We start from the raw sequence: 21115 nt of genomic DNA, 5'->3' as shown, positions 1-21115 counted from the left end.
GATAAGCCCCTCGAAATGACGTAGTGTCAAGGGGTGAATTGGTTTGAAGCAGCTTTCCTCGGATTAATCCAGGGCCTGACAGAGTTCTTGCCCATCTCCTCATCGGCCCACTTGCGCATCGTGGGCGAGCTCTTGCCCAACGCGCAAGATCCCGGTGCGGCCTTTACCGCGATCACCCAATTGGGGACCGAAACCGCGGTGGTCGTCTTCTTCTGGCGTGACATCGTGCGGATTATCGGCGCCTGGTTCCGGGCGATCACCGGCAAGATCCCGCACTCTGACCCGGACGCCAAAATGGGTTGGCTGATTATCGTCGGTTCCCTGCCGATCGCCATCCTGGGGCTCCTGCTCGAAGACTATATCGACTCGAACTTCCGTTCGCTGTGGATCGTGGCGACCATGCTGGTGCTCTTCGGCCTGTTCCTGGCCATCGCCGACCACTACGGCAAGCAGGAACGCACGCTGGATAAGCTCACCGTCAAGCACGGCGTGTTCTACGGACTAGCCCAGGCGATGGCGCTGATCCCCGGCGTGTCGCGCTCCGGCGGCACGATCACCGCCGGGTTGCTCATGGGCTATACCCGTGAAGCCGCCGCCCGCTATTCCTTCCTGCTGGCCATCCCCGCGGTATACGCCTCCGGGCTGTACAAGCTGGCCAAATCCTTCTCCGAGCCCGGGGTCTACTCGCTGGCGCAGACCGGGCTGGCCACCGCGATCGCCTTCGTCGTCGGCTTCTTGATCGTGGGCTGGTTCCTGAAGTACGTCTCCACCCACTCCTACCGGCTCTTCGTCTGGTACCGGATCCTGCTGGGCCTGGGATTGTTCGTATTCCTTAGCCTCGGAATGATCAGCGCCTAAAACTCTTTGCCGGCGCGGGAATAAACCTTGCGCTCGTTGACTTGCCCTTAAAGGAAGATCGTCTATACATCTGCGAAAGGATGTACTCAGTGCTCGCGTGGAAGTCTCCGCAAGTGCCGCATGTAGTTGGCTCCGCACCTATTCTGGAGGTCTTCGACACCTCCAGCGGAACCAAGCAGGCCACCGCTCCGGCCGATAAGGCCAACGCCCCGGCAAGCATGTATGTCTGCGGGATCACCCCGTACGACGCCACCCATATGGGACACGCCGCCACCTACGTCACCTTCGATTTGCTGCACCGCACCTGGCTGGATAACGGCCGCGAGGTCACCTATACACAGAACATCACCGACGTGGATGACCCGCTGCTCGAGCGCGCCACCGCCACCGGGGTCGACTGGCAGGACCTCGCCGAAGACCAGATTCAGCTCTTCCGCGAGGATATGGAAGCGCTGAACGTGATTCCGCCGCAGCACTACATCGGCGCGGTCGAATCCGTGCACTGGCTGGTTCCGGTGGTCGAGCGGCTGCTCGCCGCGGACCTGGCCTACCGGGTGCCGGCAGACGCCGACGGGGTGGAAGGGGATATCTACTTCGATACCCTGGGCTCGGAGAACGGTGCCTGGAAGCTTGGCCAGGTCTCCAACTACGACCGCGAGACGATGCTCGGCTTCTTCGCCGAACGCGGCGGGGACCCGGACCGCACGGGCAAGCGCGACCCCTTGGATCCGCTGCTCTGGCGCATGGCCCGCGAAGGCGAACCCTCCTGGGCGGGCGGCGAGCTGGGCACCGGGCGCCCGGGCTGGCATATCGAGTGTTCGGTGATCGCGCGCAGGACCCTTCCGGCCCCGTTCACCGTGCAAGGCGGCGGATCGGATCTGATCTTCCCGCACCACGAATTCTCCGCGGCGCACGCCGCAGCCGATGACCAGACCGCATTGGCCCAGGCCTATGTGCACACCGGGATGGTGGGCCTGGACGGCGAGAAGATGAGCAAGTCCCTGGGCAACCTGGTGCTCGTCTCCAAGCTGCGCGCCGCCGGCGTGGAACCGGTCGCCATCCGCGCGGTGCTGCTCTCGCAGCACTACCGGACGAACTGGTCCTGGACCGAGCAGCTGCTCGCCCAAGCCCAGGAACGCGTGGCTACCTGGCGGGAGCGGATCGCCGGGGCCGGGCTGGCCGAAGCCACCGCGCTGCTGACCCGGATCCGCTCGCGCATGGCCGATGACCTCAACGCCCCTGCGGCCTTGGAAGCCATCGACCAGTGGGCCGCCACCGCGGCCGAAGGCAGCGGGGAAGGCAGCGAGCTGCTCGCCCGCGGAATCGATTCCCTGCTGGGGCTGAAACTCTAGCGGCAACCTGGCTCCCCACAAACCGGTCCGAGACCTTCGGCACCGGCTTGTGGGGAGTTTTTTATGCCCGAAGAATCAGATCTCGAAGTCCGGGCCGTGCTCTTCGCCGCGGGCGCGTCCCCGGCGGCGCAGGTAGCGTTCGAATTCGCGGGCGATGGATTCGCCGCTGGCCTCGGGAAGTTCGCTGGCATCCGAGGCCTGCTCGAGCTGCTGCACGTATTTGGCGACCTCCGGATCCGCGGCCGAGAGCTCGTCCACCCCGCGCGTCCAGGCGCCGGCATCCTCGCGGAGCTTCTGCGAGGAAACCTGCATCGGAACCAGCTCCTCGATCATCTCCACGATCGCCAGTTCCACCCGCGGGCTGGGCGCTTGGGCCACATAGTGCGAGAGCTGCGCCCAGAGCGACATGGTGGGAATGCCGTGTTTCTCGAATTCGGCCCCGAGCACCGCAGGAATCCCGGTGGGCCCCTCATAGCGGGAGGCCGAAAGCTTGAAGTACTCCTGCAACTTCGGATGGTCGCTGTTCAGCACCGTGGGCACCGGCCGGGTGTGCGGCACATCGGCCAATAAGGCGCCCAGGGAGAGCACCACATGGACGTTTTCCGCCTTGGCGTGCTTCACGATCTGCGCGCAGAATCCCTGCCACCGGAAGGTCGGCTCCACCCCGACCACGAGCAGCAGATCCGCCGGGGCGAGCGGATTGTCCAACCGGTAGAGCTCGGTGGTCGGCCACTCGATGATCCGGCCTTCCGCGGTCACCCGCGACTGCGGCCGGGTGAACTGGTAGTCGTAGTAGTCGTCCTCGCCCACGGTGGCCAGATGCTTCGGGGCGCCGCTGTTCAGGATGCGGCGCACCGCGTCGCTGGCGGCCGAACCGGCGTCGTTCCAGCCCTCGAAGGCCGAAATCAGGACGGTGGGACGCATCTCATGTTCGGTTTGCGCAACGAAGCCGTTCAGCGTTGGTGCGTGGTATTCCTCGCTCATGACTTGCCCCTCTCCAGCCTGCGCACCGCCCCGGCAGACGCGACGAAGCGGTTTAGCCCCACTCTTCCATCTAGAATGGAGTCATGCCAAGCACCAAATCAGCGTTCGATGCAAAAGTTCCATCCCCTGGCCCCCACGCGGTGCTCTGGGATATGGACGGTACCCTCATCGACACCGAACCCTATTGGATCGCCGCGGAGATGGAACTGGTCAAATCCCATGGCGGAAGCTGGAGCGAGGAGCAGGCGTTCAACCTGGTCGGCCAGGCACTGCCCAACGGGGCGAAAATCCTCCAGGAGGCCGGGGTGGACCTGGGCGTCCGGGAGATCATCGATCACCTCTCGGGCCAGGTTGTCGCCGGCCTGACCAGTGACGTGCCCTGGCGGCCCGGCGCCCTTGAACTGCTCAGCGCACTGCATCGGGAGGGAATTCCGCAGGCGCTGGTGACCATGAGCGAGCGCAGCATCGTTCACGAGCTGATGGCGGCGCTGCCCGAAGGGATCTTCACCGCCAGCGTCACCGGCGAAGAGGTCACCCACGGCAAGCCGGACCCCGAACCCTACCGGCGCGGATTGGCGTTGCTCGGCGAGCGGCTCGGCCGCAGGTTCGACCCCGCACGCTGCATCGGCTTCGAGGATTCCAAGCCCGGAATCACCTCGGCCGCCGCGGCGGGACTGCACGCGGTGCTGATCCCCAACGCTACGGACCCCGGCGTGGGGAACTGGCGGCGTATCGATACGCTGGTGGACATAAATCTCAAGACGATGACCGATTGGCTGGTGCAGGTTAACGCGTGAGCGAAGCTACTGAAAAAGCCCCGGGGCTGAAACTTGGCCGCATCGGCGGGGTGCCGGTGTACCTGTCGAATTCCTGGTTCATCATCACCGCGGTGATCACCGTGGCCATCGGCCTGCAACTGTCGAATAATGCGCTGATCCCGCCGCTGGTGGCCTACCTGCTGGGTTTTGCCTGCGCCGTGGTGATCGCGCTGGCCGTGCTCGTGCACGAGGTGTCCCACGCGTTGACCGCCCGCGCCTTCAAATGGCCCGACGCGCATATTGTGCTGACCCTGATGGGCGGGCACACCCAATTCGGCTCCTTCAAGGCCAAGCCCGGGGCCTCACTCGCGGTGGCCATGGCCGGGCCGCTGTCGAATTTTGTGCTCGCCGGGCTCGCCTGGTTGGCGCTGCAGCTGCCGAACCTCGGGTTGTATCCGGGCTTGCTGCTGAACTTCTTCGTCTACGCGAACCTGCTGCTCGGCGCGTTCAACGCCCTGCCCGGCTTGCCCTTGGACGGCGGCCGGCTGGTGGAGTCCGCGGTCTGGAAGCTGACCGGCTCCCAGTTCAAGGGAACGATCGCCGCCTCCTGGGTGGGCCGTTTCATCGTCATCGGCGTCCTGGCCTGGTTCATCGTGGTGCCGTTCCTCAAGGGCGAGCAACCGCAGCTGCTGACCATGGTGGTCGGGGTGATGGTGGCGGTCTTCATGTGGCAGGCGACCACGGCGCTGATCAACCACGCCAAGATGATGCTGAACCTGCCCAAGGTGATCGCCGGGGACCTGATGTCCCCGGCCAGCGCGATGATGTCGGTGGCCACGGTGGCCGACGTGCTCACCCGCAGGCGGAACCGCGGCGGTCAGATCATCCTGGTCGACCCGCAGGGCATGCCCTGCGGCGTGGTCGACGAGCAGGCGCTGAGCCGAGTGGACCCGGCCTCGGCCGCGCAGGTGTCCGCGCTGGCGGTATCCCGCGCCCTGGGCCGCGGCGCCGTCGTAGCCCAGGACTCCGACGGCCGCCAGCTCATCGACTACCTGGCCAGCGTGAGCACCGCAGAGTACGCGGTCATCGATGCGCGCGGCACCGTGGTGGGTCTGCTGCACCAACGCAAGATCATCGCGGCCGTCACCGGCCGCAAAGCCTAAAAGCTCTACAACAAAGGAAAACTCAGTGAGTGCTCAGAACACCGCAGCGCCGCATGGCGCGAATGCCCGGCGCGGACCCTTCCGCGTCGGAGACCGCGTCCAGCTGACCGACCAGAAGCGCCGGATCAACACCATCACCCTGGAGGACGGCGGAGAATTCCACACCCACCAGGGAGTGCTGGGACATGACGCGATCATCGGGGCGCTGGAAGGCAGCGTGATCGAAAACGTCGAAGGCGTGCGCTACCAGGTGCTGCGTCCGCTGGCGAAGGACTTCGTGCTGTCCATGCCGCGCGGCGCGGCCGTGGTCTACCCCAAGGATGCCGCGCAGATCATCCAGTTTGGCGACATCTTCCCCGGAGCGCGCGTGGTGGAGGCCGGCGTGGGTTCCGGAGCACTGTCGATCTCCCTCTTGCGCGCGGTCGGCGACCAGGGCTACCTGCATTCCTATGAGCGCCGCGAAGAATTTGCGGATATCGCCCGCGGCAATATCTCCACGGTCTTCGGCGGTGAGCACCCGGCCTGGCATTTGTCCATTGGCGACTTCCAGGAGAAGGTGCTCGAGCTGGAGGAACCGGGCAGCGTGGACCGCGTGGTGCTGGACATGCTTTCGCCCTGGGAATGCCTGGACGCGGTAGCGACAGTGCTGGCTCCGGGCGGGGTGTGGACCAACTATGTGGCCACCGTGACCCAGATGTCCCGCGTGGTGGAGGCGATTCGCGCCTCGGGGCAGTTCACCGAGCCCGAATGCTTCGAAACCATGGTGCGCGGCTGGCACGTCGATGGCCTGGCGGTCCGCCCGGATCACCGCATGGTGGCGCACACCGCATTCTTGATCACCGCCCGCCGCCTGGCCGACGCCCAGGACGGCATCCCGAAGGCCAAGCGCATCAAGGAGCACGGCTACTCGGCCGAGGACCTGAACGCCTGGACACGGGAGCATGACAAGGAGCAGTGGACCGAAACCGCGCTTGGCGAACGCGGTATTTCGCCGAAGAAGCTGCGTCGTGCCGCCAAGGACGCCAACCGTCCGAACCGGATCCGCGAAGGCGAAAACGTCTCAGATACCGAGAACTAGCGTTTCAATATGTGAACTAAAGCCCCGGGAAATTCAATCCCGGGGCTTTACGTTCATAGGATGGACTCAGAACGACCCGCACAGCCAGCACCAGTAGCTGGCCACGCGTGGCGAACGGCGAGGTTTGGGAGAATACAACGTGAGCGAAAATAACGAGGCGCAACGCGTCGCCGAACGGCTTCAGATGACCGAACGCCAGGTCAACGTGCTGCGCGAGAAGAACCGCAACCTGGACAAGCAGCTTGCCGGGATCAGCGGAAACAACCAGCGCCTCGTGGCCCTGTTGGAGCAGACTCGCGAACAGATCATCAACCTCAAATCCGCGCTGGAAAAAGACGGCGATACCCCGTTCAGCCACGGCACCATCGTGGCCAAGCACCCACGCAAGCATCCCGAAGCAGGCCTGGGCATCGAAACCACCGCCGCGCAGGCGGTGGATGTGATCCACTCCGGACGCAAGATGCGTGTGGCCATCAGCCCGCTGCTGGATTTCGCCAAGCTGCACGTTGGCCAGCAGGTGCTGCTCAACGAGGCGCTGGTGGTCGTTGCGGGCCTGGGCTACGAGCAGTCCGGCGACCTGGTCACGATCAAGGAAATCCTCGAAGACCACCAGGCGGTGGTGATGGCGCGCGGCGATGACCAGCGAGTCATCGAATTCGCCGAGCCGCTGCGCGGGGAACACCTGCGCGTCGGGGACCAGCTCACCATCGATGCCCGCACCGGTCTGGCGGTCAACCGGGTGCAGCTGACCGATATGCAGTCGCTGGTGCTCGAAGAGGTGCCGGATATCGACTATTCCGATATCGGCGGCCTGAATTCGCAGATCGAAGCGATCCAAGACTCGGTGGAGCTGCCTTTTGCCCACCCCGAGCTCTACCGCGAACACGGGCTGAGCGCACCGAAAGGCATCCTGCTCTACGGCCCTCCGGGCTGCGGCAAGACGCTGATCGCCAAGGCCGTGGCCAATTCCCTGGCCCAGCGCGCCGCGGCCCGCAAGGGCACCGGCCAGGCGAGAAGCTACTTCCTGAATATCAAGGGTCCGGAACTGCTCGATAAGTATGTGGGCGAAACCGAACGGCATATCCGGCTGATTTTCGCCCGAGCCCGGGAGAAGGCGCTGCACGGGGACCCGGTGGTGGTGTTCTTCGACGAGATGGAATCCCTCTTCCGCACCCGCGGGTCCGGGCTGTCCTCGGATGTGGAAACCACCATCGTGCCGCAGCTGCTGGCCGAAATCGACGGGGTGGAACGCCTGGATAACGTGATCGTCATCGGCGCGTCCAACCGCGAGGACATGATCGACCCGGCGATCCTCCGCCCGGGACGGTTGGATGTGAAGATCAAGATCCGCCGCCCCGACGCGCGAGGGGCCAGCGAAATCTTCGGCAAATACCTGACCACCGAGCTGCCGCTGCACGAATCCGAGGTGGCCGCCGACTCCGGGGACGCCCAAGAGACCGTGGACCGGATGATCGCCGGCACCGTAGCGGCCATGTACTCCACCGAGCAGTTCAACGAATTCTTGGAGGTCACCTACGTCAACGGCCAGGTGGAGGTGCTCTACTTCAAGGACTTCTCCTCCGGCGCGGTCATCCACAATGTGGTGGACCGGGCCAAGAAGCACGCGATCAAGGCGCTGATCACCAGCGGCGAACGCGGGCTGAAGATGGAATACCTGCTGCGCGCGGTGCGCGAGGAATTCGCCGAGCACGAGGATATGCCAAATACCACCAACCCGGATGACTGGGCGCGGATCTCCGGGCGCAAGGGCGAACGGATCAGCCACATCCGTTCGCTGGTCAAGGCGAAGGACGCCTCATGAGCGCCCGGCGCCTGGTCGGTCTGGAAACCGAATACGGGATCATTCGACCCGCGATGCCGCAAGCCAACTCGACGGTGCTCTCGGCGCAGATCGTCGACGCCTACGCCCAGCTGGTGCGCGACTCCGGCTCCGATGCCCGGGCCGCGCGCTGGGACTACTCCGATGAATCGCCGCTGGCCGATGCGCGCGGGCATTCGGTGGATCGTGCCCTTGCGCATCCGAGCCAGCTGACCGACTCCGAGCCCGCGCTTGGGGACTCCGCGGTCTGGACGGCCGAATCGATTGCGCTGGACGGCAACGACGCCCGCGTCGGCGCCACGCTGTACCAGGAGAAGGACGCCACCGACGTGGTGATGAACATGGTGCTCGGCAACGGCGCGCGGCTCTACGTGGATCACGCGCACCCCGAATATTCCAGCCCCGAGGTCACCTCGCCGCGCGCCGCGGTGCTCTGGGACCATGCCGGGGACGAGGTGATGCGCCGGGCTGCGGCTAGCGCCGCAACGCTGGGCAGCGGCGAATTGCTGCTCTACAAGAACAACACGGACAACAAATCCGTCTCCTATGGTTCGCACGAAAACTATCTGGTGCCACGCGAGGTGGAATTCTCCGCGCTGGTCAGTGGGCTGACCGCCTTCTTCGCGACGCGGCAGATCTTCTGCGGCGCCGGACGCGTGGGCCGCGGCATGCTCGGGCGCGGCGCCGAATTCCAGATCTCCCAGCGCGCCGACTTCTTCGAGGCCGAGGTGGGCCTGGAAACCACCATCAACCGCCCGATCATCAATACCCGCGACGAACCGCACGCCAACTGGGACAAGTACCGCCGGCTGCACGTGATCATCGGGGACGCGAACCTTGGACAGATTTCCACGCTGCTGCGCGTGGGCACCACCAATCTGGTGCTCAGCCTCATCGAAGCGGGAATGTCCCCGAAGCTCGAGCTGGCGGACCCGGTGGCCGCGCTGCAGCAGATCAGCCACGACCCCTCGCTGCGCACCACGGTGGCGCTGCGCGGCGGCCGCAGTCTCACCGCAATTCAGATCCAGCGCAGCTACCTGGAGGCCGCCGAAAGCTTCTGCGCGCAGCGGGATCTGCAAGATCCGGATACCAACGAGATCCTTCGCCGCTGGCGCGACATCCTGGACACGCTCGAAAGGGATCCGCTGGAAGCGGCCGCGCAGGTCGATTGGGTGGCGAAGTACAAGCTGATGAAGTCCTTCACCGAACGGCACTCGGTGGGCTTCGATGATGCCCGGGTGGCCCTGATGGATCTGCAATGGGCGGATCTTCGCCTGGACAAGGGCCTGTACTACCGGATGGCTTCGCGGGGCCTGATCGAAACCATCTTCAGCCAAGCAGAAATCAACGCCGCGGTGGATCATCCGCCCGAGGATACCCGCGCCTACCTGCGCGGCATGACGCTGCAGCGCTATGCGCCATATGTGGTGGCCGCGAACTGGGACGTGCTGTCCTTCTCGGTGCCCGGCGCCCGCAAGGTCAGCCGATTCCACATGCCCGAGCCGCTGGCCGGCAGCCGGGCGCAGGTGGGGGAGCTCTTCGACGCCGAACTGGAAATCGCCGAGTTCATCGAGCAGTTGGCACGACGGCGCTAAACGGCGCAGAATGAAAACCAGAGGCGCGCAAAAACGTGGCGTTTCGACAGACTTTAGGAGAAGACCATGACCCAGGAAAATTTCTCGGCTCGCCGCGAAACCCAAGCGCAAGCGCTCGAAGCCGAGCAGGTGCAGGCGAACACGACCGGCACCAGCGCAGGCGTCGATGACCTGCTCGATGAAATCGACTCGGTGCTCGAGTCGAATGCCGAAGAGTTCGTGCGTGGATTCGTCCAAAAGGGTGGCCAGTAACCCGCGGGTGCAGCAGGTAACCGTTGCCTATGGGCAACATCATTGAGGGGAAGTAACTTCTGGTGGATCGCAGAATCTTCGGTCTGGAGACCGAGTTTGGGCTGAATTACGTGCCGTCCGACGGGCGGCGGCTCACCCCGGAAGACGCGGCACGGCACCTTTTCCGGCCGGTCGTCGCCTGGGGGCGTAGCTCCAACGTGTTCCTGAACAACGGTTCGCGGCTCTATCTCGACGTCGGTTCCCATCCGGAATACGCCACCGCCGAATGCGATCAGCTCCTGCAGCTGATCGCCCATGACCGGGCGGGGGAGGCGGTGATGCTCGATTTGGTCGAGCAGGCCGAGGAGCAGCTGCTCGAAGAAGGCCACGAGGGCCGTTTGTTCCTGTTCAAGAACAACGTGGACTCGGCCGGCAACTCCTACGGCTGCCACGAGAACTACTTGATTCCACGCAAAATCGAGTTCAAGCGGCTCGCCGACATGCTCATTCCATTCTTGGTCACCCGCCAGCTGCTCTGCGGTGCCGGGCATCTGGTGCAGGTTCAGGACCAAACCAAATTTGTGTTCTCCCAGCGTGCGGACCATATGTGGGAGGGCGTCTCCTCGGCGACCACCCGTTCGAGGCCGATTATCAACACCCGCGACGAACCGCATGCCGATGCCGAATACCATCGCCGCTTGCATGTCATCGTGGGGGATTCCTCGATGAGCGAAACCACGCAGCTGCTGAAGATCGGGGCCACCGACCTGGTCTTGCGGCTGATCGAGTCGGGGGAGATCTACCATGATCTGCGCCTGGAAAATCCGATCCGCTCGATCCGCAGCATCTCCCATGAATTCACCGGCCAAACGGTGGTGCGTTTGATGTCCGGCGACGAGCCGACGGCCTTGCAATTGCAGTGGAAGATCCTGGAACTGGTCAAGGCGTTTGTGGCCCGCCATGGGGCACACCACGACCAGGTCGAACGGGTTCTCGAATTGTGGGAGCGGGTGCTCGTCGCCATCGAAAGCCAGGACTTCTCGCCGATCGACCAGGATATCGACTGGGCGATCAAGCACAAGCTGATCACCGGATATGCGAAGAAGAACGACTTGGCACTGGATTCGCCTCGGATCGCGCAGCTGAACCTGACCTATCACGACATCGACCCGAACCGCGGGCTCTTCCATCTGTTGCGCCGCCGCGGACTGGCCAGTTCGGTGCTTGATCCGGCGATGATCCACGACGCGGTGGAGAACCCGCCGGCCACCACCCGTGCGGCTCTGCGCAGCAAATTCATTCGCGCCGCGCGCGCCACCGGCCGGCGCTACTCAACCGACTGGGTCCATATGAAGTATGAGGAAGGCGAGGGCGGGGTCGTGTTGTGCAAGGATCCCTTTGCCACCTCTAATTCGGCGGTTGATGAGCTCATTGAAGTGATGCGCCGCCCCGTATGACCAGCTGAAAACAAGTATTTTCACAGTAAATACCCCTAAGCTAGATGCAGATCGTCGCGCGCCCTTGCTTCGGCAAGATGCGTCAGCAGAACAAATAATTCTTATCGGAAAGAAGATTCGTGCGAAAAGTTTTGGCAGTATGTGCAACCGCGTCCGTCTTGGCCCTCGTCTCCTGTGGTTCGGGCTCCAGCTCCGTGAGCAAGGTCGAGGTGAAGCCAGCCGCAGACGAGCAGACCGCGCCCGAGGTCAATTTCAAGGCTCCGCTGCTTACCGAGAAGGAAGAGGCAGTCACCGTCGTCGAGGGTGATGGTCCCGATATCAAAGATGGCGACACCATCGACATCCAGTCGGGCCTCTACAAGACCATCGATGGGCAGCTGACCAACGAAAACTTCACTGGCGCCACCACGCAGATGCCGGTGGACGCCACGCTTAAAGAGCAGATGCCTGAACTCTATGAGACCCTGCTGACCTCGCAGGTCGGGGACTGGATCGCCTACGCGGCCATCGACGGAGTGCAGCAGCCCGACGGCAGCATCGCCGAGCCTGCCGAGGGCGCTCGCGCCGAACGCCTGATCGTCATCAAGATCGCCGACTCCGTCGGTGCCAGCAAGCCGCTGACCCAGGACGAGGTCAAGAAGCTGAAGGACGACGGGAAACTGCCAACCGTAAAGACCGGCAAGGGCGACCCGATCATCACCATCCCTAAGGACACCGAGGCACCCGAGGGCCTCGTAGTGGATGTCCTCGAAGAGGGCACCGGTCCGGAAGCCACCGAAACCGCCAGCGCCAACGTCCACTACCATGGCGTGCGTTGGGAAGACGGCAAGAAGTTCGACGGAAACTTCGGCGACGACAAGGGCTTTGACATGAAGATGTCCGGCGGCGTGATCGAGGGCTGGCTCGAAGGCCTGAAGGGCCTGAAGGAAGGCAGCAAGGTCTTGCTGACCATCCCGTCGAATATGGCCTACGGTGACGACGTTTCCTCCGGACGTCCAACCGGACCGCTGGTGTTCTACGTAGAATTAGACAAGGTAACCGAAAGCAAGTAACAGAAAGGCCGTAAACATGTCCTTTGGAGAACGTAATTACGACCGCACCAAGCCTGAAATCGACTTTCCAGGTACCGACGCGCCCACCGAGCTGGTCATCACCGACCTGATCGAGGGCGACGGCGCCGAGGTCACCCCGGGCACCACCGTCCAGGCGCACTATGTAGGCGTTTCTTGGTCCACGGGCGAAGAGTTCGACGCGTCCTGGAACCGTGGTTCGACCCTCGACTTCCCAGTGGGCGTCGGCATGGTCATCCAGGGTTGGGACCAGGGCCTGTTGGGCATGAAGGTCGGCGGTCGCCGCCGTCTGGAGATCCCGTCCGAGTTGGCCTACGGCGAACGCGGCGCACCGGGCGCCATCGCGCCGAACGAAGCCTTGATCTTCGTGGTTGACCTGATGGGCACCAAATAGTTCATTGAAGAAAGCCCCAAGAGTTGCGGACATTTTCGCAATTCTTGGGGCTTTCCTCGTCTTCAAAGTCTTGGATCAGCGTGGAAGTTCGTTAGGGTAGGCACGTGAGCACAAAGCAGAGTGACGGACCCAGCAAGGCGGAACGCCTGACAAGTCTCATCTACGCGTTGGCGACTACCGAACGGAAGTTCAATGCCGAACGCATCGGAGACTATCTGAACCCTGCTGGCAACCCGGAGGCCCGTGAAAAGGCCATCGAACGGTTGAAGGACGAGATCCGCAACGAGTTCGGGCTGCGGCTGATCTCCGAAAGCGTCGACGGGACGGCGTACTACCGAATCGATACCAGCGACTGGTTCTTGCCCGCAGTGGACTTCACCGTCGCCGAAACCGGGATGATCGCGCTCGCGGCGAGCCTCTGGAAGGATTCGAAACTCCAAGCCCTCGCGCTCAGCGCCGCCGCGCGCATCACCGGCAAGCAGAGCACCGAGCTGAGCATCGCACCTTATGCCGCGGCGATGCTGCCGCGGCTGTCCATGGACGACCCAAATTTCAAGAGCTGTGCGCTGGCGGTTTTCAACAGGAAAACGCTGAAGTTCGATTACCAGGACGCCCAGGGAAACACGACCAAGCGCGTCGTGGATATGTGGGGGATCGGCCAACGATTCGGCAACTGGTACTTCACCGGCTGGGACCACTCGCGCGCCGCGCAGCGCGTTTTCAGGCTCAACCGCGTGCAGGGAAACTTTGCCACCCAGGTACGCCGCGACGGCGCCTCCAGCGGGGATTACCGGGCACGCCCAGAAGATTTTTCGATGACTCGGGTGCTCCAGGATTTTGACCTGCGCAACCCCGGGCATCTTGCGGTCATCGAACTGCTCGACGAGCGGGCCACTCCGCTGCGGGCCCGTGCGATCAACGGGACGCGCAGCTCCGCGACGCTCAATATCGGATACGCCGACCGGCATTCCTTTGCGGCCGAGCTAGCCAGCTTCGGGGCGTCCATCAGGGTCCTGGAACCAGCGCAACTGGTTTCCCAGGTGGCGGAAATTCTCCGCCGAGCTCGTGCGGCGCAGGCGGATATTCCCACGCGGCCGGCGGTGAAGAGCGCAAAGTTCACGCCGCACCGTGCCATGGGACGAAGCTCAACCGCCCAGCAGGTGATGCGGAATATCGACATGATCCAGTTCGTGGTCTCCCAAGGCTCGGCGACGATCGGCGAGTTGTGCGAACGCTACTCGTTGACGCAGGCGAAGGTTCGCGACGAGCTGGCGATGATCATGATGTGCGGGGTGCCAAATGGCCAGCACGATGAACTGATCAACGTAAACGATGGCGATCTGGATTCGGATGTAGTCACCATCTCCAACGCGGCCCTCCTTGCCGAACCGCAAAAGCTTGCCCCGCTGGAGGCCGTGGCGGTGCTGGGCGGCTTGAACGCCTTAGGCAGCATCCCGGAATTCGAGCACCGCGAAGTGCTGCAGACCGCGTTGGAGAAGATCAATGCCGCGGTGGCACGCTTCGAGGGCTGGAATGGCGCCTTGGGCTTTGCCTTGAACCAGGTCCGCGAGCATGACACTCCGGGCCAGCTGATCCAGGCGCTGCGCAACGCCGACGTCGTGGAAATCGACTACTATTCGGCGAATTCGCAAACCCACCAGTTGCGCGTCATTGAACCCTTGCGGATCATCGAAGACGGTCCGGTCCAGTACCTGCGTGCGTGGTGCCGTACCCGCGAGGCAATCCTCACCTTCCGGGTTGACCGGGTGCTCGAAGTCACGCTCACCGGGGAGCGCTTTGAACTCACCGAGCGCCATCGGGATGTCGAGAAGCTGGATTTCAGCTATTCGGCAAACAGCGATGATCTAGAAGTTGAATTTTTCGTGCATCAAGACGTTCTGCCGGTGATCGAGGCATTCAACCCGGTAGCATGGTCTCAATCCAAGGTTGACTCGGGCCATCTTGCGAAAGTGCAGCTATCGGACCATCTCGTTGCGGCCCCTTGGGTAGCCCGCAACGGCGGTAAGATTGCTGTAGTCGCCCCTGACGCTACACGCGAACGCGTGACTAAGTGGTTGGACGACGCTATCAGAATGTATGAGGATTGATAGATGCTTCCTTGGTGGTTTTGGGTTCTCCTATGGACCGTCCTAGTCCTTGCAACGCTGCTCCTGGCGGTGCTTGCCGGCTTCCGTTTGTTCCGTCGCGGCATGGCCGTGCTCGGCAGCGCTTCGGACGCGGCTGACCATATTAGCGGCGAATTCGCCAAGCCCGGCAGCGTAGTTGACTACGCGCCGGTGGGACGGCGGTACCCCCACGGAACCGATGCAACTCATGGCGATCCAGAGAAGATCGCCAAGAAGAGGCTGAAGGGCAAAGCCGAACGAATCGAGGCGCGACGTGTCAAGCGCGTGGCTCGTCGCAGTGATCGAGGACAGGCGCAAAACATGCGCGATCTGAATCTGTTCTGACGTAGACTTAAGTTTGAGAGAAGGGAACCAACATGTTTGGTGGTTTACAGGGATGGCATTTGGTCATCATTATCGTTTTGGCATTGCTGCTCTTCGGTGCGCCGAAGCTTCCAGGCTTGGCACGCTCGATGGGACAGTCACTGCGTATTTTCAAGTCTGAGGTTCGCCAGATGAAAGACGATGACAAGCCGGAAACCGTTGACGGGACCGTGAATGAACCTAATCCCGACGAAAAGAACAACTCGTAGACCTTTTCAGTGGTAAATAGCAAAGATAAGGCGCCGCGCGGCAGCAAGAAGGCGCGAGCCAAAGACGCCGAGGGGCGGATGTCCCTCAAAGACCATCTGATCGAAGCGCGCAATCGGCTCTTCAAGTCGTTGATCGCCCTGGCGATCGGTACCGTGGCGGGGTTCTTCCTCTACGACGACCTCCTGGCGCTGCTCATCGAACCGGTGAAGGCAGCCGGGGGATCGGTGAACTTTACCGCGGTGATGTCTCCTTTCGACATTCTGCTGAAGGTCGCGATCTTCGTTGGCGTAGTCGCTTCCTCCCCGGTCTGGATCTACCAGATCTGGGCCTTTATCGTGCCCGGACTGAAAAAGAAGGAACGCCGCCTGGGCTATTCCTTCGCCGCGGCCGCCGCACCGTTGTTCCTCGGTGGCGTGGCCATGGCCTATTTCGTTCTTCCTTTCGCATTGCAGTTCTTTATCGGGCTGGCGCCGGAGAATTCCGAAACTCTGTTCACCATCGATACCTACCTGCCATTTATCTTCCGGCTGCTGCTCGCCTTCGGCCTTGCCATGCTGGTGCCGGTCTTGATGGTGGGTCTGAACATGGTCGGAGTGCTGCATTCGAAGGTCATTCTCAAGAACTGGCGGATTACCGTCTTCCTCATCGCCCTCGTGGCAGCCATGGCGGCACCAGGCGGCGACGCGATCACCATGTTTGCGCTAGCCGGACCCCTCTTCCTGACCTTCGCCGCGGCCACGCTGTTCTGCTTCCTGAACGACAAGAAGCGGGCTAAGAAGCAGGCGGCACAAGATGCGGCCAACGAAAATATGGCGGACGGGACCGCCTCATCGATCGATGAACCAAGTACCGAGGTCTAGCAGCAATAGCTAAGTGTTTCGGAACGGCGATCCCGTTCCAGAAAGTGAACGGCCGATAGTGACTTCACCCGCGGAGCGATACGCGAATTCCAAGGAACGACAGGTCGAAAGCGGCACCTATTTGCCCGACTTCCGTGCCAGCGTGTCCTTCAACCTCGATGAATTCCAGTCCCAAGCCTGCCAGTCGGTGGCCAACGGCCATAGCGTGCTGGTCGCCGCGCCCACCGGTGCGGGCAAGACGGTAGTCGGTGAATTCGCTATCTACCAGGCGATTCACGAGCACCGCAAGGCTTTCTACACCACCCCGATCAAGGCGTTGAGCAACCAGAAGTATTCCGAACTGGTCAAACGCTACGGGCCGGAGCAGGTCGGGCTGCTCACCGGTGACACCTCGATCAACAGCGAAGCCCAGGTGGTCGTCATGACCACCGAAGTGCTGCGCAATATGCTCTATGCCGACTCCCGCACGCTGGATGGGCTGGGCTACGTGATCATGGATGAGGTCCACTACCTCGCCGATAAGTTCCGCGGCGCGGTGTGGGAAGAAGTCATCATTCACCTGCCCTCGAACGTGCAGACAATTTCCTTGTCGGCCACCGTATCCAACGCCGAGGAATTCGGCGGTTGGCTGGATACCGTGCGCGGGCAGACCGACATCATCGTCTCCGAGCATCGCCCGGTCCCGCTCTTCCAGCACGTGATGGTCGGCCCTGAGCTTGTGGATCTCTTCGCCGAAGACGTCGCCTTCGACCGGGCGGCCGACGAGGATGCCAAGATCAGCGTCAACCCCGAGCTGCGCAAGCTGGTTCGCAGCAACCGTCCGGCCGGACGCCCGCAGCGTGGTGGACGGGGACCGCAACGCGGCCGTGCCCAAGGACCGGGCCTAAGCCGCCGGGTCAGCCGCCGCGACGTGATCTCCCGGCTGGATAAGGCCGAACTGTTGCCGGCGATCTTCTTCATCTTCTCCCGCAAGGGCTGCGATATGGCCCTGCAGCAGTGCGTTGCGGCAGATCTGCGGCTCACTACGAACGAGGAAGCCGCGCAGATTGCCGAGGTGCTGGACGAGGTCGCCTACCGGATACCCGGTGAGGACCTCGATGTGCTCGAATTCTGGTCCTGGCGCGACGGACTGCTGCGCGGGATCGCCTCGCACCATGCAGGCCTTCTGCCGATCTTCAAAGAGATTGTGGAGGACCTTTTCGCCCGAAATCTGATCAAGGTGGTCTTCGCAACCGAAACGCTGGCCTTGGGCGTTAATATGCCGGCCCGTTCGGTGGTACTGGAAAAGCTGGTGAAATTCAACGGTGAGTCCCATGTGCAGATCTCCTCGGGGGAGTACACCCAGCTCACCGGGCGCGCAGGTCGCCGCGGCATCGATGTCGAGGGCCACTCGATCGTGCTGTGGAATCCGGATATCGAACCGGAAGCCTTGGCCGGGTTGGCCTCCCGGCGTACCTACCCGCTGAATTCCTCCTTCCGTCCGACCTACAACATGTCCACCAACCTGCTGGCGCAGTTCGGACGCGAACAGACCCGCCAAATCCTGGAGTCGTCTTTCGCGCAGTATCAGGCGGACCGTTCGGTGGTCGGCATGGCGCGGCAGGTGCGTTCGCGTGAGGAGTCGTTGGCCGGCTACGAGAAGTCCATGGAATGCCATCTGGGGGACTTCCGCGAATATCTGAAACTCCAACGCGACCTTTCCGAAGCCGAGAAGCGGGCGGCCAAGAACCGCAAGAACCTCCGCCGCTCGGCCGCAGAAAATTCCCTGCAGTCGGTGATCCGCGGCGATGTCGTCGATCTGCCCGGCGGACGACGATTCGGGCGGGCGGTCATCGTCGCCCTGGACGAGTCGCTGTACAACCCGCGCCACACGGTACTGACCGAAGAAGGTCAACTGCGCCGGCTCTCCGTCGATGACCTCAACGGTCCGATAGAGATCATCTCCCGCATCCGGATCCCCAAGGGGTTCACCGGAAAGAGCCCGAAGGAACGCCGGGATCTGGCCACCGCCTTGCGCAATGCGATCGCCGATGAACGCCCTCCGCGTCAGGACGCCCAGAGCTTCAATTTCGACGGAGCGGACTCCTTCGAGCGCGAGAGCGACAAGCTGCGCCTGGCCATGAAGGACCACCCCTGCCATGCCTGCTCCGACCGGGATGCGCATATGCGCTGGGCCGATAGGTACTGGAAGCTGAAGAAGGACACGGACAAGGCACGTCGCGCGATCCGCGGGCGCACCAATACGATCGCCACCGAGTTCGACAAGGTCTGCAAGGTCCTCGAGCGGTTCGACTACCTGATTCCCAGCAATGACGGCGAAGACTACGAAATTACCGCCTCGGGCCGTCGGCTGCGTCGCATCTATGGCGAACGCGACCTGTTGACCAGCCAAGTCCTGGAAACCGGCAAGCTCAACGGGCTGCACCCCGAAGAGCTCTGCGCGGTGGTTGCGGCGCTGGTCTACCAGGGGCGCCGTGACTACGACAGGCCCGATCCGAAGATGCCCACCGACCGGGTCGGCGATATCTGGACCCAGACGATCAATATCTGGGGCACGCTGTCGGACGCCGAGGAGGCACTGGGGTTGAACCCCACCGCACCGCCTGAGGCCGGACTGATCTGGCCCATGTACAAGTGGTCGCGCGGCGCTTCGCTCAACAGCGCACTGCGCGGGGGAGATATGGCTCCGGGCGACTTTGTGCGCTGGGCCAAGCAGGTCATCGACACCTTGGACCAGTTCGCCAAGAACACCGACCTGCCGGTGGAGCTGGTCAGGTCCGCGCGTCAGGCAGTTGACCTGGTCAAGCGTGGGGTCATCGCCTATTCGAACGTCCTTGATTAATCGCAGCCGGTTTGAGAGCAAAGGAAAATAACTCGTGGCACTAACCTTGTACCGCAATGGATCCATCTATTCCGCGGCCGATCCTTTCGCAACGGCTCTGGTCATCGACGGGGATACCGTCGCCTGGCTGGGCGGTGAAGAGGCCGCCGACCGTTATGCTGCGAAGGCCGATCGGGTGATAGATCTTCAAGGCGCCTTGGTGACCCCGGCGTTTGTGGAGTCCCATGCCCATTTGGCGGCCCTCGGCCGCAGCCTCGGGGGAGCGGACCTGACCGGCGCCGGCTCGGCCACGGCACTGCTGGGCCTGCTGGCGCAGCGCGCCAAAACCGCTGAAGATGTGGTGGTCGGCCAGGGCTGGGATGAAACTGCGTGGTCCGACCCTTCGCTTCCGAACGAAACCGATCTGACCTCGGCCGCCGCTGGCCGGCCATATTACCTGTCCAGGCGCGACGTGCACAGCGCCCTGGTGAACCGGGAGCTGCTGGACCGGCTAGGTCTGGGCTCCGTCGACTCCGGCCTTGTCCGCGGCGCCGAGCACGACGAGGTACGCCGGGCGTTGCTGACCCAAGGCCCAGCGGTGGAACAATTCCAGCAGCTGGCCTTGGAACACTACGCCTCGCGTGGCTTTGCCACGGTCGTGGAGATGGCCGCCCCGCAGCTCGAGGGCCGTGCGGCGCTGGACCAGCTGCTGGCCGCGGACCTCTCGGCTTTGCCGCAGGTCTACGCATACTGGGGCGAGCTGGTGGACAGCGCCGAACAGGCCGATGAACTGATGCGTTCCTTCCCGCAGGGCCGGGTGCTTGGCCTCGGTGGAGACCTGAGCGTGGACGGCTCCCTCGGCAGCCGCTCTGCCTTCTTGCGTGAAGACTACAGCGATCAGCCCGGCCACCGCGGCCAGGCCTATCTGAGCGTCGAGCAGATCTCCGGACACCTGATTGCCTGCTCGGAGCAGGGGATCCAGGCGGCTTTCCACGTGATCGGCGATGCGGCCCTGGACTTGCTGCTCGAGGGCTTTGATGCTGCGGCGCAGCGGATCGGCATCGCCAAGCTGCAGTCGGCGCGGCACCGCTTGGAACATGTGGAAATGGTAGATGAGCCAACTCGTGCACGCTTGCTTTCCTACTCGATCACCGTCTCCATGCAGCCGGGCTTCGACGCGCTCTGGGGCGGCCCTGAGGGCATGTACGAGCAACGCCTGGGCGAGCGCTCGGCAACGATGAATAATCTTTCTGCCATGCTCTCCAGCGGCGTTCCGCTGGTGCTTGGCTCGGACGCCCCGGTCACCGAGGTCGATGGCTGGGCCGTGGTGCGCGCGGCCATGTCCATGAGCAACCCGGAGGCAAGTATTTCGGCTCGCGCCGGATTCATGGGCCAAACCCGCTCGACCTATCGTGCGATGGGCGAGCTGAACCCGTTTGCCGGGCAGCTGGTCATCGGCGCTCCGGCCACGTTCGCTGTGTGGAGCGCGTCCGAATTGGCGATTCAGACCCCGGATGAGCGAATTAGTTCCTGGAGTACCGATGCTCGTGCGGGAACGCCGATGCTTCCGGTGGTTGATGAAGAGATTCCGCTGTGCTTGCGAACCGTGCGTGCCGGTGTAACGATCTTCGACCGGTTGGATTAGCGGAATTAGCCCTGAGCATAATCCCCACTGCCGCAAGTTCTTCAATATCACAAATCTAGCCTTTGACAAGTATAGATTTAGTGAAGATTGTAGTCACCATATGGTTGACAGCCGGGGTAGGGGAACGACTAGGCTGGGGGACAGCGCCTCATCGTAATGCACTGCATTGCGTTCGAAACGACGCAGTACGATAGCGATCCCCGGTGACCTTAGATAACATTTCGCACGCTTCGCGCATGTGAGATTGGGCCGAAGTCACCGGGGATTGCTGTGTCTAATAGTGCTGCGG

General features: G+C 62.9%; 18 protein-coding genes. 17 read left to right on the top strand and 1 reads right to left on the bottom strand.

Annotated features, from left to right (window positions below; translation table 11 throughout):
• The first annotated feature begins 33 nt into the window (after positions 1–33).
• Positions 34–858 carry an undecaprenyl-diphosphate phosphatase gene (locus CQ015_RS01055; protein WP_105569076.1) on the top strand — a complete coding sequence of 275 codons (825 nt, stop codon included), beginning with the start codon at positions 34–36 and terminating at the stop codon, positions 856–858.
• Between the two features lie 89 nt (positions 859–947).
• Entirely contained in the window at positions 948–2210 is a 1263-nt protein-coding gene (gene mshC, locus CQ015_RS01050; RefSeq protein ID WP_181148248.1) for a cysteine--1-D-myo-inosityl 2-amino-2-deoxy-alpha-D-glucopyranoside ligase, read from the top strand.
• Positions 2211–2285: 75 nt separating this feature from the next.
• Here mshC and CQ015_RS01045 read toward each other — a convergent pair whose 3' ends face one another.
• Complete coding sequence (locus tag CQ015_RS01045; protein WP_096284418.1) at positions 2286–3194, bottom strand: proteasome assembly chaperone family protein; 909 nt, start codon at positions 3192–3194, stop codon at positions 2286–2288.
• Positions 3195–3277: 83 nt separating this feature from the next.
• Here CQ015_RS01045 and CQ015_RS01040 point away from each other — a divergent pair, with 83 nt between their 5' ends.
• From CQ015_RS01040 to CQ015_RS00970, 15 genes are all read left to right on the top strand, one after another.
• Positions 3278–3991, top strand: coding sequence for an HAD family phosphatase (locus tag CQ015_RS01040; protein WP_105552108.1), 714 nt, complete (start codon positions 3278–3280; stop codon positions 3989–3991).
• Positions 3988–5115 (top strand): site-2 protease family protein, encoded by a 1128-nt coding sequence (locus CQ015_RS01035; protein ID WP_105552109.1) that lies wholly within the window; start codon positions 3988–3990, stop codon positions 5113–5115. Before CQ015_RS01040 ends, CQ015_RS01035 begins: the two co-directional genes overlap by 4 nt.
• Positions 5116–5140: 25 nt before the next feature.
• The gene (locus CQ015_RS01030) at positions 5141–6193 is read left to right on the top strand and encodes a tRNA (adenine-N1)-methyltransferase (RefSeq protein WP_255248365.1); all 1053 of its coding nucleotides are present in this window, start codon (positions 5141–5143) and stop codon (positions 6191–6193) included.
• Between the two features lie 184 nt (positions 6194–6377).
• The gene (gene arc / locus CQ015_RS01025) at positions 6378–8015 is read left to right on the top strand and encodes a proteasome ATPase (RefSeq protein WP_105649258.1); all 1638 of its coding nucleotides are present in this window, start codon (positions 6378–6380) and stop codon (positions 8013–8015) included.
• Entirely contained in the window at positions 8012–9628 is a 1617-nt protein-coding gene (gene dop / locus CQ015_RS01020) for a depupylase/deamidase Dop (RefSeq protein WP_105649140.1), read from the top strand. Before arc ends, dop begins: the two co-directional genes overlap by 4 nt.
• Before the next feature lie 66 nt (positions 9629–9694).
• Entirely contained in the window at positions 9695–9880 is a 186-nt protein-coding gene (locus CQ015_RS01015; protein WP_096284431.1) for a ubiquitin-like protein Pup, read from the top strand.
• Positions 9881–9942: 62 nt separating this feature from the next.
• Positions 9943–11316, top strand: a complete 1374-nt coding sequence (gene pafA / locus CQ015_RS01010) for a Pup--protein ligase (RefSeq protein ID WP_105649139.1) — start codon at positions 9943–9945, stop codon at positions 11314–11316.
• A gap of 194 nt (positions 11317–11510) precedes the next feature.
• Positions 11511–12368 (top strand): FKBP-type peptidyl-prolyl cis-trans isomerase, encoded by an 858-nt coding sequence (locus CQ015_RS01005; RefSeq protein ID WP_146113322.1) that lies wholly within the window; start codon positions 11511–11513, stop codon positions 12366–12368.
• 16 nt (positions 12369–12384) lie between these two features.
• Complete coding sequence (locus CQ015_RS01000; RefSeq protein ID WP_096284437.1) at positions 12385–12780, top strand: FKBP-type peptidyl-prolyl cis-trans isomerase; 396 nt, start codon at positions 12385–12387, stop codon at positions 12778–12780.
• Between the two features lie 104 nt (positions 12781–12884).
• On the top strand, positions 12885–14888 hold the full coding sequence (locus CQ015_RS00995; RefSeq protein WP_105649138.1) for a YafY family protein: 2004 nt from the start codon (positions 12885–12887) through the stop codon (positions 14886–14888).
• A 3-nt stretch (positions 14889–14891) separates the two neighbouring features.
• A complete protein-coding gene (locus CQ015_RS00990; protein WP_105552114.1) occupies positions 14892–15251 on the top strand; it encodes a hypothetical protein in 360 nt (119 codons plus the stop codon).
• Positions 15252–15283: 32 nt separating this feature from the next.
• Entirely contained in the window at positions 15284–15499 is a 216-nt protein-coding gene (tatA, locus tag CQ015_RS00985; protein WP_096284442.1) for a Sec-independent protein translocase subunit TatA, read from the top strand.
• A gap of 9 nt (positions 15500–15508) precedes the next feature.
• A complete protein-coding gene (gene tatC, locus CQ015_RS00980) occupies positions 15509–16360 on the top strand; it encodes a twin-arginine translocase subunit TatC (protein WP_258133441.1) in 852 nt (283 codons plus the stop codon).
• A gap of 58 nt (positions 16361–16418) precedes the next feature.
• Positions 16419–19202 (top strand): RNA helicase, encoded by a 2784-nt coding sequence (locus tag CQ015_RS00975; RefSeq protein WP_105649137.1) that lies wholly within the window; start codon positions 16419–16421, stop codon positions 19200–19202.
• Positions 19203–19236: 34 nt separating this feature from the next.
• Positions 19237–20826, top strand: a complete 1590-nt coding sequence (locus CQ015_RS00970; RefSeq protein ID WP_105552116.1) for an amidohydrolase — start codon at positions 19237–19239, stop codon at positions 20824–20826.
• The last annotated feature ends 289 nt before the right edge of the window (positions 20827–21115 follow it).

This window comes from Arthrobacter sp. MYb221 (assembly GCF_002979835.1).
GTDB lineage: Bacteria > Actinomycetota > Actinomycetes > Actinomycetales > Micrococcaceae > Glutamicibacter.
The sequence above is the reverse complement of the archived record's forward strand: the minus strand, read 5'-3'. Positions and strand labels throughout refer to the sequence as shown.

What these genes read in the sequence shown, in the direction of transcription:
- CQ015_RS01045 (WP_096284418.1), bottom strand. Translation starts at nt 3,194, where the DNA reads ATGAGCGAGGAATACCACGCACCAACGCTGAACGGCTTCGTTGCGCAA.
- CQ015_RS01040 (WP_105552108.1), top strand. Translation starts at nt 3,278, where the DNA reads ATGCCAAGCACCAAATCAGCGTTCGATGCAAAAGTTCCATCCCCTGGC.
- arc (WP_105649258.1), top strand. Translation starts at nt 6,378, where the DNA reads ATGACCGAACGCCAGGTCAACGTGCTGCGCGAGAAGAACCGCAACCTG.
- dop (WP_105649140.1), top strand. Translation starts at nt 8,012, where the DNA reads ATGAGCGCCCGGCGCCTGGTCGGTCTGGAAACCGAATACGGGATCATT.
- CQ015_RS01015 (WP_096284431.1), top strand. Translation starts at nt 9,695, where the DNA reads ATGACCCAGGAAAATTTCTCGGCTCGCCGCGAAACCCAAGCGCAAGCG.
- CQ015_RS01000 (WP_096284437.1), top strand. Translation starts at nt 12,385, where the DNA reads ATGTCCTTTGGAGAACGTAATTACGACCGCACCAAGCCTGAAATCGAC.
- CQ015_RS00990 (WP_105552114.1), top strand. Translation starts at nt 14,892, where the DNA reads ATGCTTCCTTGGTGGTTTTGGGTTCTCCTATGGACCGTCCTAGTCCTT.
- tatA (WP_096284442.1), top strand. Translation starts at nt 15,284, where the DNA reads ATGTTTGGTGGTTTACAGGGATGGCATTTGGTCATCATTATCGTTTTG.